A 13,548-nucleotide genomic window follows, 5' to 3' on the forward strand; every position below is an offset into this window, starting at 1 on the left:
TAACATTTTATTAAACATAAATCTCTTTACTTTTGGTGAAGAGATTTTTTTATGCCTTTGAAAACAAATTACTCCTTTCATATTTACAAAAATGCAAATGAACTTCCAGAAAAATGGAACGAAGTCGCTGTAAATAACATTTTTTTATCTAAAAAATATTTACAAGTTTTAGATGAATCCTCACCAAAAAACATGACTTGTCATTACATTGCTTTGTTTAAAAATGAAGAACTTGTTGGTGTTGCAATCACTCAAAGTCTAAATCTAACTGATGTTTCTTCGTTTGGTGTAAACAAAAGTTGCATCAAATCGAAATTACGTGATTTTGCTTTTCGGAATTTTGCTGCCAATGTACTTTTTATTGGCAACAATATGCTTACTGGGCAAAACGCTTACTGTTTTAGCAATAATATTGAAATCAAAGAAGGATTGTCGATACTAAAAAAAGCAGTTTCTCAGCTTAAAATAGATTTGAAAAAAGCGGGAATAAAAATTCACATTACTTCATTTAAAGATTTTACTGTTTCTGAAAGTGATCATTTTAAGATTAATGGTTTCAGGAAATATTTTCAATTTTCGACACAACCTAATATGGTTTTTACCAATGATGATTTGTGGGAAAATGAAAATGATTATGTAACTGCGTTATCAAAAAAATACCGTGACCATTACAAACGAGCTCGAAAAAAATCGGAAATGGTTTCTAAACGTCAAATGAGTTTAGAAGAAATTAGAGAAAATGAATCTAAAATAAACGAATTGTATTTTAATGTGACTAAAAATGCGCCTTTCAATACTTTTTATTTGGCCGAGCATCATTTTGCTAATTTGAAAGAAATTTTACATGATAAATTTCTTTTTTATGGTTATTTTATTGAAGATAAACTCATTGGTTTCAACACCATGATTATAAACGGAAGTGCCTTAGATACTTATTTTCTTGGTTATGACGACGAACACCAAAAAGAAAAAATGTTGTATTTGAATATGCTTTACGATATGATTGGCTATTCGATTACCAAAAAATATTCGAAACTTATTTTCTCACGAACAGCACTAGAAATAAAAAGTTCTGTTGGCGCAAAACCTATCCAAATGGTTGGTTTTATTTCTCATTCTAATTCCCTTATCAATAAATATATTGGGAAATTGTTTGGATATTTTGATCCTGAAGTCACTTGGATAGAACGAAATCCGTTTAAATAATTACGAATTACACTTTTTAATTGAATGTTGATTTCTAGCCCAGATTGAAGTGGAAAGCTTTTTGAAATCTCGTTACATTTTTTCTTGCAAAAAAAGAGCGACGATAGAAGCTCCTTTTTTTGCTTAGAAAAAAGTATACGAGATAAAAAAACTTGTAACGGAAAGCTGGAAATAGCTCCTAATTAGCATTGTCAATTTCGCCTTGCACAACTTCCCAATCTTCTAACAATTTGTCTAAATCCGCTTTTTTCTTGTTGTAGGCAACGAAGAATTTTGCATCTTCAGAATGTTTGTCATAGTTAGACGCTAGTGCTTTGTCGTCTTGCTGAATATTGCGTTCTAGCTCTTTTATTTGACTTTCTATTTTGCTCAAACGATTTTGAAGTGATTTGTTTTTCTTTTGGTCTTCGTATGATGCTTTTGCATTTGTAGTGGGCGCTTCTTTCTTTTCGATGTCTTTTTTCTCGACTTCACGCATGTTTTCCAAGTTGCGTTGTTCTAAGAAATAATTGATATCACCCAAATATTCTTTGATTTTTTGGTCTTTGAATTCGTATACTAAGTTGGACATTCCTTGCAAGAAATCTCTATCGTGAGAAACCAAAAGCAAAGTTCCTTCGAACTTTTGCAAAGCAGCTTTCAAGACATTTTTAGATTTGATATCTAAGTGATTCGTTGGCTCATCCATAAGCAAGACGTTGATAGGTTGCAAGAGCAATTTACACAATGCCAAACGGTTTCTTTCACCTCCAGAAAGGACTTTTACCTTTTTCTCAACATCATCGCCACGAAATAGGAATGAACCTAACATATCACGTACTTTGCTACGATTAGAATCGGTTGCAGCGTCTTCCATAGTGCGAAGTAAAGTAATTTCGCCATCAAGATATTCCGCCTGATTTTGCGCAAAATAACCTACTTGTACATTGTGCCCTAATTTGATTGAACCTTGATATTCAAATTCGTTAACAATCGCTTTGATAAATGTCGATTTTCCTTGACCGTTTTGCCCAACGAAGGCAATTTTACTACCACGTTCTACGAGTAAATTAATATCTTTTAAGATAACTTTCTCGCCATAAGCTTTCGTTACATATTCTGCTTCAACGACTACTTTTCCTGGTACTTTAGATACTGGAAAGGAAATATTCATAACCGAATTATCGTCTTCATCGACTTCAATTCGTTCTACTTTGTCTAGCTTTTTTATTAATGATTGTGCCATCGAAGCTTTTGAAGCTTTGGCGCGGAATTTTTCGATTAACTTTTCAGTTTCTTCAATTTTTTTGGCTTGATTTTTCTGTGTTGCCAATTGCTTTTCACGAATCTCATGACGCAATTCTAAATATTCAGAATATGGTTTATTGAAATCGTAGGCTTTTCCTAATGAAATTTCGATAGTTCTGTTAGTAACATTATCCAAAAACATTTTATCGTGCGATACAATAACCACAACACCCGGATAATTACGTAAGAAACTTTCTAACCAAATGATACTTTCTATATCCAAGTGATTGGTTGGCTCATCGAGAAGCAATATATCATTGGCTTGAAGCAATAATTTAGCTAATTCGATACGCATACGCCAACCTCCTGAGAATGTTTCGGTAAGATTATCGAAAACTTCTCTTTTGAAACCCAGTCCTAAAAGAATTTTCTCAGTATCTCCCACATAATTATAACCACCTAACAAGTCAAAACGATGCGTTAAGTCTGATAAATCTTCTATAATTAATGAATATTCTTCACTTTCGTAATCAGTTCTAGTAACCAGTTGGTGGTTTACTTCTTCTAGTTTCTTTTCGACTGCTTTTATTTCGATAAATGCTTGATAAGCTTCCTCAAGAACGGTTCTTCCTTCTTCGAAATCGATATCTTGACGCAAAAATCCTATTTGAACTTCTTTTGCTGTCGAAATACTTCCTGAATCTGGCTTGAAATCGCCCGCTAAGATTTTTAGCATGGTCGATTTTCCTGCGCCGTTCTTTCCGACAAGTCCTACCCTATCGCCAGCGCCCATTCTGAAGGTTACTTCTTCAAATAAATATGTTCCTCCAAAGGAAACCGACAAATTGTGTATGTTAAGCATTATCTTTTTGTTTAAAATTTAAAGTTTCAGGTTTTGAGACTTTAAACATTGAATGAAAATCGTAAATTTGCACTACCAAAATCATGGTAAACTAAATTTTTTGCAAATGTTAAAAAAAGGATCCAAATTATATAGCATTTTAACAGGAACTTGTCCTAAATGTCACGAAGAAAGCATGTATAAGGTAAAAAACAGCTATATTTTGAGTAAAGTTTTTGATATGCATGAAAAATGTAGCCATTGTGGTCTGAAATATAAAATGGAACCTTCCTTCTTTTTTGGTGCCATGTTCGTTAGTTATGCGCTGGGTGTTGGTTTGGGAATTATAACTTTTTTGGTTTCTCATTATGGTTTTCAAACTAATTTGAAAACTTCTTTTGTTGCCATTATGCTTTCCCTTACTTGTTTTATGCCTATTATTATGCGATTGTCTAGAAACATCTGGATTAATTTGAATATTGGTTTTGATAAAGACTGGAAAGAAAAGCTGAAGTAATACCTTCAGTATTTTGATTTACTGGAATTAGAACACGCAATTTGTCAATAAACAATCTATTTTTTCAAAGATAAAGCTGTATAAAGAAGTCTTGCTTCTACTTCTTCTTGTCAAATCTTTTGATATCAATATTTATATCCAACGGGGTTCCGTGTTCCATATGCAAAAATAAATCACGAGCCAGCGATGGACCAAGCATGATGCCACGAGTGCCCAATCCGTTAAGAATATGTATGTTTTTATACTCGTGATGTGTCCCAACAAGTGGTCGCCTGTCCTTGACCGTCGGTCGGATTCCTGCAAAATGTTCGATGATTTCGAACTCACAATTAAGCAGTTCATTGATTCTTTCTAACAATTCTTGTTTGCCTTCTTCCGATGGATTATTCGTTTTATCAGCCCAATTATAAGTTGCTCCCACTTTAAACAGATCATTACCAATTGGCAAAATAAAAACGCTCGAATTTAAGATGCAATCTAAATTTAGATTGGGAGCTTTAATGATAAGAAGTTCTCCCTTTGTGCCATCTAGTGGCAAATGATTAAAATACGGATTGGAATGCAAACCAAAACCTTCGGCAAAAATGATATTTTTTGCTTTTATATCTCGGTACGAAACACCATCAGAATACATTTTTAGTTCTGAATAATTGAAACTTTCGTGAAAAAATAAATTATTATCATTCAAATAGTTGTGATAGGATTCTAGCAAAAATCTTGTATCTACATAACCTGTATGTAAAACTTCCCCAAAACCAAATGGAGCATCTATACCAGAGTAGGTTTTGTGCAGAATATTTATAGAGAGAAAAGGTGATAAATTAGGCTTGTCAGAAGCGATGAACCAATTATTTTGCTCTTCGACAGAAAAAAATTTTCTTAGAACTGGTGTTTTAAAGTCTATTTTTATGTTTAATCGATTCTCTATTTTAGGGTAAAAATCGTTTAGATATTTTACTTGTTCAGTCGCATTCCAAACTTCACTAAACCGTTTTAGTATTACTGGATTGTAAATTCCGCCAGCAATTTTTGAGGAGTTTTGGGAATCATTATCAAAAACCAAAATGGTTTTATTATTTTGCAAAGCAATTTCTGCAAAACAAATTCCCGCAATTCCAGAACCAACAATTAGATAATCAATCATTTTGTAAAAGTAAAAAACTCTTACCAAATTGGTAAGAGTTTTTATGTTTTAAATTGGAGAAATTTATATTAGTAATTCCACATATCTTGCTCGAAATTACGAACTTTATCTTTTACTCTTTCAGACTCTAATAATTGCATTAATGAATTTTCTTTCATATAATCAACGATTTCTCTGTCATTGTACACATTTTCTTCTTTGTAAGTAAGTGCGTTGAAACGACGTGAGTTTAACAAATTATCGAAAGTGATAGGCATTGAAGAGTTTCTGTCATTGAATGCTTTCCACTCATGTAATACTTCTCTTGCTCCTGGATAGAAAACCCAAAATAAATCGATGTATTCTTTTTCTGGCTTATCCATTGTATAAACATCAGGTATTACAGGACAGATTCCTAAGATTCTATAACGTAAATCAGATTGACGTTTGTCGAAATACCATAATCCAACAATTCTATAATCAGAAACGTCTATTGAAGCTAGGTCAGTTCTAACGATAAACTCTTCAGAAATTTTTCTGACAGCAGGAATAGTATCTGTTAACATTTTTCCTGTTTTTTGAGCTTTCATTTTCCCTTTTTTACCCGCAACCATAATAGTTTCTGGTTTTTGAACAATTCTTGTTCTAAAAGCATCTGGATCTTCATTCATTTGCTCTCTACCAGCATCACTAGTATCTGTTTTAGTTAAAGAAGCATTAATATCTTTTAATGTTTTCTTTTCTCTAAAATAACTATCAGAATATATTTCTGTTAATTTACCAGATTTGATTCCTTTTACTAATACATCATATAATGAACGACGCTCATTACCAACATTAGCAGTGTCTATAGGATAATACAAAGGAAAATTGATTCTTTCATCAAGATCGATAATTTCCCAAGTTTTCTTAGACATCAAAACATCTCTGTCATCAACGTAACCATATTCTAATGGTTTGTCATTATCTTTTAGTTGTTGCGCTGCTGATTTCAATCCAATTTCTTTAGGATTTTTAGCATTCAACAAATTAGATTGTGCAAAAGAAGTTGAACTTCCTGCAATAAAAATAATAACTAATAATAAATTTCTCCAATTCATAATTTTATAATTGTAAAGTTTATAGAATCTAAAACGAAATTCTTAAACTATTATTGTACTTCGTATGTACAAGTTGAAACTCTTTTTGCAACTTGGTCAATTCCTGAGAAGCTAGCTTTAATTTCAGAAATAACAACTACATCTCCTCTAGTTGCTTTTTGAATTGCAGATCTTGCTCTACCGTCCATTTTACTTCCAGAAACTACAATTGTAGGTTGTCCAGGAACTTTAATATTAAATTGTGTAACATTTACAGTAACTGGGAAATCGAAATCTTCCATAACTGCAGATATTGTACAAGATTCTAAGTTTCCTTTTTGTCCTTTAGCAGCAACCTCTCCACGGATTTTTCCAGTTGGAGCTGGTAAACCTTTGATACGGAATTCTTTTTTGTCAGAAACCACTTTACCATCAGGTAATTTTGCAGATACATTAATCATTACTGAAGTACCAGAACCTGCTCTTAATGTGTATTTTCCAGCAGCACCAGCACTTGACATACCTGGAGCAGATGCACTTACGTTATTAGACGCAACACCAGCAAATGAAATAGTCATTGGATTAGGAACCCCACGATATACAACATTCATTTTGTCAGCAGATATTGTAGCAGAATTTGGTCTAGCAACAACAACATACTTCCCATCAAATGGTAAAGGAATTGGTTTCCCGTCTTCCATAAAAGTAAATTGACCTTTAACGTTATGTTCTCCAACGCTTCCAGCTGATTGTGATATAACTGCTTGACCATTTACAATTTTACCTGGTCCAGAAAATCCAGAAGGCTTTGTATTTTCGTCATATTTACCAATAACAACTTTTCCTGTTACTGTTTCTCCTTCAAAATAAACATTTTTGTCTAATGCTACAATAGCTTTAAAGTTACTGTATGAAGCAACTGCCACAGCAGCTTTTCCAAGTGCAGCACTATACACATCAGATTCCGCTTTTTTAATATCACTTTGCCAAGCAGAAAGCTTAGCTAAAGAAGCAACAGATGGAAACCCTTTAAAGTGGTAAGCCAAATATTTATCTTTCAACCCTTCTTTGTTTGCAACATCTGAAACATCAAATTTTTTGTTAACCTCTGCAAGAATTACAGCGTATTTTTTTTCACTTCCAAGAGCTACTTTCATATCCGCTTTAAACTTTTCAATTTTAGCAATAATTTCGTTTCCTTTTGGAGCATAACCTTCACCTGTAAACCAGTTGTCGATACTTTCTCCCTTATCCATTGCTTCGTAAGGTAGCTTTCCAGTTTCTGGATCAACTTCAACACCTTCTAAAACTTGTTTTTTCAAAGTTTCAACATAAGCGTAAAAACTTTTAGTAACAGCTTCTACTTTGTGCGCAGAAGCAGATGCAACAGCAAATTCTCCTTTAGCTTCAGCAGCTTTTGTGTCTAAAGCCATAAGCATTTGCTCATTTGTAGCTACTGCAGATGTATTAGATCCTTCAAATTTTTCATTCATTAATCCAAAAGCTGATAATACTTCTTTGGACATATTCATTGCCAACATCGCGATAAAAACCAGATACATCAGGTTAATCATCTTCTGTCTAGGGGTTAATTTTCCTCCTGCCATTTTTTTTTAAATTAGTTTTGTTAGTAAATAAATTTAGTTAAAAACTAATTATCCTTTGTTACTCATTGCAGAAAGCATACCACCGTAAACATTGTTTAAAGAAGCAATGTTAGACGTCATAGATTGCATTTGTTCTTTAAGTTTAGAAGCGTTATCAGCGATTTCGCTGTTTGCTTGAGCATTACGAGTTGCGCTTTCTAATTGAACTTTATATAAACTGTTTAATGATTCCATTTGTGCAGCTGCCATAGTCATTTCTTCAGCATATTTCTTTTGAGAAGTCATAGAATCTACCGTTGGAGAAATTGCTTTTGCAGCTCCTTCGAAATTTTTGATACTATTTCCTAAACTTGACATTAATTCTCCGTCAATTTTAGCTTCTTTTAACATTGCATCTAATTTTTGAGATAACAATCCTTGCGCATCTTCTTTTACTTCTTTTTTCTTACCTGATGCTTCACCACCAGCTAATTCTGGATAAACTAACGACCAATCTAAATCGTGCTCAACAGGCTCAAAAGCTGATAATGCGAAAATAAGTGCCTCTGTTAATAATCCGATTGAAAGCATCAAAGTTCCTGTTAAAGGTCCTAATTCGAAGTGAGTAATTTTGAATAATGCACCAACAATTACAACTGCTGCTCCCATACCGTAAGCGAAGTTCATCGCTTTTTTGCTTAAAATTGCCATAATAAATAAAATTTAGTTAAGTTAAAATATAAAATAAAGTTTGGTTAATTAATTATTTTCCTGCGTTTCCTGTCGCATCAGTTCCCATATAATCTTGCAATGTACGGAATCCAATATAACTTCTTGCTGAATCTGCATATTCGAAATCACGAGTACCTACTTGTAGGTAATACGCAACATCTTTCCAAGATCCACCACGTGTTACTTTACGCATGTTTTTAATATCATTTACATTTGGATTCATTGTAGAAACATATTCGTAAGCTGCAGGATCGTAAGATGAATCTGTCCATTCTGCTACATTACCTGACATGTTATACAAGTTATAATCGTTTGGCTCATAAGACTGAGCTTCTACAGTATACAAAGCTTCATCAGCAGCATAATCTCCACGCACTGGCTTAAAGTTAGCCAAATAACAACCTCTGTCATTTCTAGCATAAGGACCTCCCCATGGGTAAGTTCCAGATTCTATACCACCACGAGCTGCATATTCCCACTCTGCTTCTGTAGGCAAACGGAAAGTGTTTATCAAATCTCTTCCTCTTTGTTTTTTAACATATGAATTTTTAAACAAAGTTCTCCAAGCACAAAATGCTTTAGCTTGCTTCCAACTAACTCCTACAACAGGATATTCTGCATACGCTTGGTGCCAGAAATAATCATTATGCATTGGCTCATTATAAGAATAAGCAAAATCTTTAATCCAAACTGTTGTATCAGGATAAACATTAACTTGTTCTTTACGAATAAATTCTTTACGTTTTCCTTTTTTAGCTTTTGCTGCCGCTTGGATATCCATCCAAGAATAACGGAACTTTAATTTATCTACATCGATAGTTCTTAAACCATTGTATGCTTCCTCAGAAGGAATATACATAGAATCCATAACCTCAGTATATTTATCATCTGGATATTGACCAGTTTGCCATTTTAAAGGAATTTTGTTGTTTATTTTTCTTCCCGCATAAGGATCATCACCTGTACCAACACTATAATAGTTATCGTACATGTATTTATCATAAACACTCATGTTTGTAGTATCAGCATCAACAAATGCATAATCAGCAATACTTCCTCCTTTTTTAGAAGATTTAGATTTAGGGTCGTTTTTCTCACCTAATTCATCAGCTAAAATAGCCAAACGCGTTCTAACAATTGAGTCTCTTACCCAGAACACAAACTGTCTGTACTCACTATTAGTAATTTCTGTTTCATCCATATAAAATGAACGAACAGTTACTGTTTTAGTTGGAGCATCTTGCACGTTTGCTAAATCATCATCGGATTTACCCATGATAAAAGCACCACCAGGCACTAATGTCATACCAAAAGGCTTTTCGGTATGCCAAGCTTTACCTTTAACACCTACAAGCTCTCCTTTGTCTCCTGAACCGCAGCTGTATAAAAATGAAACCAGCACTGCTAATAAAATGAACTTCTTCATATAAATTTGGGTTAAGTATATATTCATAACTTTTAAGGGCGTAAACCTATTTATTTATTTTCAAAAAAACAATTTTTTTATTAAAAAAACCTTAAAAAAGTTGAAAATAGTTGGTTTTCGCTATATTTTATGTTGTTGGAAATTAAATTATATTTTTTCTTTGGGCTTTCCACCATCTTTCTGGTACTTCGCCTGCGCATGCAGCTAAATAATCTTCGTACACGCAAGGCAATAACGTAGATTTCTTTAACTTATTGTTTTGCAATGAAATAAATGGTATTTCAATCCACCATCTTTCTGTAATATTACTCTTGTAAAAAACAAGCTCGTCATCTAAGGTAACAATATATTTAATATAATTCTCTTTGGTTCCAAATGGATACTCATTAGAACGAAAATGAAATCCTTCTACAAAATACCACATTATTTGAGCTATTAAAACCGATTCTTGTTTGGAATTTTCATGATTAAAGACCCCAAAAGAGCTCACTTTGTCGCTAATTCCGGCATATCTTGATAAAGAACAAATTTCTTTCCCCGAAAAACCATTAGGTACAAATGTAGCAAAATTCCCTGAATCTGAAGATTTTACTGACGACAAATCAATACTAACCAAATCTGCATCACGAAAAACAGGTTCTGCAATTGTTGGATTGTTACAAACTTCGCCCAAACGATAGGCATCAAAATATAATTTTTCGATTAAATCTATTTCTTCTTGGGCATTAAAATAAGTTTGAAAGCCTAAATTACTATAATTAAATAAATTATTTGGTTCATCGACAATCATTTTTGTTAAATACGATTCCGACAACAAACCATTTTCTCTTGCAAAATCGAATGTACTATCTATAGAAACCACATTGACCATTTGCTCCAACAAATCATAAGCACGATACATAGCATAGGTTAAGTCTTGCGAACCTCCTATAACAACAGGGACGACTTTGTTTTTGATAAGTTGTGCAATTGCAGTTTTTAGAACATAATAAGTATCTTCTAACGATTCTCCTGCTACGATATTCCCTAAATCGATAATTTGTGTTTGCCAATTCCCTGGAAACAAACTATAAAATTCTTTTCTTATGTTTGATAAATCGACAATTTCCTTCGTATCGCCCAATCCTCTATTTTCTAAAACACCAATAATTGCAATAGATGCGCTTTCGATGTTTGGAAATTCGGTATCAGTATGAAATACAACCTTTTTACCCAAAGTTTGTGGTGACAATCCTTGAATAAATGCTAAAAAATTGTCGTCTAATGGTTGTAAAAAATCGAATACCATATTTTATTTCTTTTTAGCAACTGCTTTCTTTGCCACAGGCTTTTTAGTTGCTGCTTTTTTGGCTGGCGCTTTTTTTGCAGGTGTTTTCTTAGCAATCATTTCTTGCACTTCTGCCAATGTTAATTTTGTAGCATCGACGTCTTTGCTTAATTCGATTTTGATTTTACCTTTTATAATTTCAGATCTTCCCCAGCGTGCTTTTTGAACCAAAATCCCTTCAGCTTCCCAATTATGAATTACTTTATCAATGTTTTTCTGAATTTTATCTTCAATAATCGTTTCGATGTCTTGTTGTGACAAATTATTGAAATTATATTTTGTACTTACATTGATAAAAATACCGTTCCATTTTAAGAAAGGACCAAAACGCCCCGTTCCTTTTTGAACACCTTCACCTTTGTAAACTGCAATTGGAGCATCGGCTAATAATTTTTCATCGATTAATTCTTGTGCTCTATTTAAATCCACATTTAATGGTTCTTCGCCTTTTGGCAAGGAAACAAATGTTGTTCCGAAACGGATAAAAGGCCCGTAACGTCCATTTGAAACCTCAACTTCTTCTCCTTTATAAGTTCCTAAATTCTTTGGAAGCAAAAATAAATTCAATACTTCTTCTAAAGTAATGTTCCCAATATTTTGCTCTTTCAATAAACTGGCAAATGTTTTTTCTTCGTCATCGGCGGCACCAATTTGAGCCATTGGTCCAAATTTCCCTAAACGAACAGAAACTGGTTTTCCAGATTTTGGATCTATTCCTAGAATTCTTTCGCCCGATTCTCTATCAGCATTAGCTTCGACATCTTTTACCGTAGGGTGAAATTTATCATAGAAATCTTGCATCATTTTCGCCCATTCGATATTTCCTTCGGCAATTTCGTCAAAATCTTGTTCTACTTTTGCTGTGAAATTATAATCTAAAATATTATCGAAATTTTTCACTAAGAAATCAGTAACAATAGTACCAATATCTGTTGGAACCAATTTTCCTTTATCAGATCCTGTATTTTCTTTAAGCAGCTTCTCTCCTACTTTACCAGATTGAAGCGTCAATTGTGTGTAATTTCTTTCTTGACCTTCTAGATTTCCTTTTTCGACGTAATTTCTATTAATAATCGTAGAAATTGTTGGCGCATAAGTAGATGGACGACCAATACCTAATTCCTCTAATTTTTTCACCAAAGAAGCTTCGGTATATCTTGCTGCTGCACGAGAATATCTTTCGGTAGCTGTAATATAATTATTTGCTAATTTTTCATTTACTTTCATCGAAGGCAACATTCCTTCTTGCTCTTCTTCGTCATCATCATGACCTTCTAAATATACTTTTAGAAACCCTTCAAATTTGATAACTTCTCCAGAAGCAGTAAAAATTTCCGAATGATTATTAGCTTCGATTTTAACATTTGTTCTTTCCAATTCGGCATCACTCATTTGAGAAGCTAATGTTCTTTTCCAAATTAAATCATACAAACGCGCTTGATCACGGTCGATATTTACAGTGTGTTGCGACATGTCGGTAGGACGAATCGCCTCGTGTGCTTCCTGTGCACCTTTGCTTTTATTGACAAAAGTTCGAGGTTTAGCATATTCCTTTCCGTAAGATTTAATAATTTCAGCTTGCGCAGCTTCCATCGCATCTTTAGATAAATTTACACTATCTGTTCTCATGTAAGTAATGAGTCCTGCTTCGTACAAACGTTGTGCTAATTGCATCGTGATTCCAACTGGTAAATATAATTTACGAGCGGCTTCTTGTTGCAAAGTCGAAGTTGTAAATGGTCCTGCTGGTGTTTTTTTGGTAGGTTTTGTTTCTAAATCTCCTACCTTATATATAGAACCGATATTTTTATTTAAAAAATCTTCGGCTTCCTTTTTTGTATTAAAATTCTTAGGCAGTTTTGCTTTGAATGACTTTCCAGCTTCGTTAGTAAATTCAGCCTGAACAGAATAAGTAGCAACAGGTTTAAAATTGATGATTTCTCTTTCTCTCTCTACAATCAACCGAACCGAAACCGATTGTACTCTTCCAGCCGATAATCCTCCTTTTATTTTTCTCCACAATACTGGCGATAATTCGTAACCAACCAATCTATCCAAAACACGACGTGCTTGTTGCGCGTTGACTAAATTATAATCTATTTCACGTGGATTGTCTATTGCTTTTAGAATCGCAGTTTTTGTAATTTCGTGAAAAACAATACGCTTCGTTTTTTTAGGATCTAGTTTTAATTCTTCAGCAAGATGCCAAGAAATTGCTTCTCCCTCGCGATCCTCATCGGAAGCCAACCAAACCATTTCGGCATTTTTGGCTAAAGTCTTTAGTTTAGAAACCAACGCTTTTTTGTCGGGCGAAACTTCGTATTTGGGTTTGAAACCGTTTAAGACATCAACACCAATTTCTTTAGAAGGCAAGTCGGCAATATGGCCATAACTTGATTCTACTTGGAAATCTGTTCCAAGAAATTTTTCGATTGTTTTTGCCTTTGCAGGTGATTCGACTATTACTAAATTCTTTGCCATTGC

General features: G+C 33.6%; 10 protein-coding genes. 2 read left to right on the top strand and 8 right to left on the bottom strand.

The features are described from left to right. The first annotated feature begins 51 nt into the window (after positions 1-51). Positions 52-1,206 carry an 8-amino-7-oxononanoate synthase gene (locus BM053_RS02005; protein ID WP_091473442.1) on the top strand — a complete coding sequence of 385 codons (1,155 nt, stop codon included), beginning with the start codon at positions 52-54 and terminating at the stop codon, positions 1,204-1,206. Positions 1,207-1,384: 178 nt separating this feature from the next. On the opposite strand, the gene BM053_RS02010 is transcribed toward BM053_RS02005, so the two are convergent. Then, a complete protein-coding gene (locus BM053_RS02010) occupies positions 1,385-3,295 on the bottom strand; it encodes an ABC-F family ATP-binding cassette domain-containing protein (RefSeq protein ID WP_091473444.1) in 1,911 nt (636 codons plus the stop codon). Between the two features lie 106 nt (positions 3,296-3,401). Here BM053_RS02010 and BM053_RS02015 point away from each other — a divergent pair, with 106 nt between their 5' ends. Further along, positions 3,402-3,791, top strand: coding sequence for a DUF983 domain-containing protein (locus tag BM053_RS02015; protein ID WP_091473445.1), 390 nt, complete (start codon positions 3,402-3,404; stop codon positions 3,789-3,791). Positions 3,792-3,888: 97 nt separating this feature from the next. Here BM053_RS02015 and BM053_RS02020 read toward each other — a convergent pair whose 3' ends face one another. The 7 genes from BM053_RS02020 to topA form a co-directional block, all read right to left on the bottom strand. Continuing rightward, positions 3,889-4,935 carry an NAD(P)/FAD-dependent oxidoreductase gene (locus tag BM053_RS02020; protein ID WP_091473447.1) on the bottom strand — a complete coding sequence of 349 codons (1,047 nt, stop codon included), beginning with the start codon at positions 4,933-4,935 and terminating at the stop codon, positions 3,889-3,891. A gap of 68 nt (positions 4,936-5,003) precedes the next feature. Beyond that, positions 5,004-6,014 (bottom strand): type IX secretion system ring subunit PorN/GldN, encoded by a 1,011-nt coding sequence (porN, locus tag BM053_RS02025; protein WP_091473449.1) that lies wholly within the window; start codon positions 6,012-6,014, stop codon positions 5,004-5,006. 50 nt (positions 6,015-6,064) lie between these two features. After that, positions 6,065-7,600, bottom strand: coding sequence for a type IX secretion system motor protein PorM/GldM (gene porM, locus BM053_RS02030; RefSeq protein WP_091473451.1), 1,536 nt, complete (start codon positions 7,598-7,600; stop codon positions 6,065-6,067). A 48-nt stretch (positions 7,601-7,648) separates the two neighbouring features. Next, complete coding sequence (porL, locus tag BM053_RS02035; RefSeq protein WP_091473453.1) at positions 7,649-8,290, bottom strand: type IX secretion system motor protein PorL/GldL; 642 nt, start codon at positions 8,288-8,290, stop codon at positions 7,649-7,651. Between the two features lie 52 nt (positions 8,291-8,342). After that, the gene (gene porK / locus BM053_RS02040; RefSeq protein WP_091473742.1) at positions 8,343-9,737 is read right to left on the bottom strand and encodes a T9SS ring complex lipoprotein PorK/GldK; all 1,395 of its coding nucleotides are present in this window, start codon (positions 9,735-9,737) and stop codon (positions 8,343-8,345) included. A 142-nt stretch (positions 9,738-9,879) separates the two neighbouring features. After that, positions 9,880-11,025, bottom strand: a complete 1,146-nt coding sequence (locus BM053_RS02045) for a formimidoylglutamase (protein WP_091473455.1) — start codon at positions 11,023-11,025, stop codon at positions 9,880-9,882. A gap of 3 nt (positions 11,026-11,028) precedes the next feature. Next, the gene (gene topA, locus BM053_RS02050) at positions 11,029-13,545 is read right to left on the bottom strand and encodes a type I DNA topoisomerase (protein ID WP_091473458.1); all 2,517 of its coding nucleotides are present in this window, start codon (positions 13,543-13,545) and stop codon (positions 11,029-11,031) included. Positions 13,546-13,548 lie beyond the last annotated feature (3 nt).

It is taken from the genome of Flavobacterium swingsii (assembly GCF_900111965.1).
Lineage (GTDB): Bacteria > Bacteroidota > Bacteroidia > Flavobacteriales > Flavobacteriaceae > Flavobacterium > Flavobacterium swingsii.

Excerpts from the sequence above, each read along its gene's own strand:
- BM053_RS02005 (WP_091473442.1), top strand. The coding sequence starts at position 52 with ATGCCTTTGAAAACAAATTACTCCTTTCATATTTACAAAAATGCAAAT.
- BM053_RS02010 (WP_091473444.1), bottom strand. The coding sequence starts at position 3,295 with ATGCTTAACATACACAATTTGTCGGTTTCCTTTGGAGGAACATATTTA.
- BM053_RS02015 (WP_091473445.1), top strand. The coding sequence starts at position 3,402 with ATGTTAAAAAAAGGATCCAAATTATATAGCATTTTAACAGGAACTTGT.
- BM053_RS02020 (WP_091473447.1), bottom strand. The coding sequence starts at position 4,935 with ATGATTGATTATCTAATTGTTGGTTCTGGAATTGCGGGAATTTGTTTT.
- porN (WP_091473449.1), bottom strand. The coding sequence starts at position 6,014 with ATGAATTGGAGAAATTTATTATTAGTTATTATTTTTATTGCAGGAAGT.
- porM (WP_091473451.1), bottom strand. The coding sequence starts at position 7,600 with ATGGCAGGAGGAAAATTAACCCCTAGACAGAAGATGATTAACCTGATG.
- porL (WP_091473453.1), bottom strand. The coding sequence starts at position 8,290 with ATGGCAATTTTAAGCAAAAAAGCGATGAACTTCGCTTACGGTATGGGA.
- porK (WP_091473742.1), bottom strand. The coding sequence starts at position 9,737 with ATGAAGAAGTTCATTTTATTAGCAGTGCTGGTTTCATTTTTATACAGC.
- BM053_RS02045 (WP_091473455.1), bottom strand. The coding sequence starts at position 11,025 with ATGGTATTCGATTTTTTACAACCATTAGACGACAATTTTTTAGCATTT.
- topA (WP_091473458.1), bottom strand. The coding sequence starts at position 13,545 with ATGGCAAAGAATTTAGTAATAGTCGAATCACCTGCAAAGGCAAAAACA.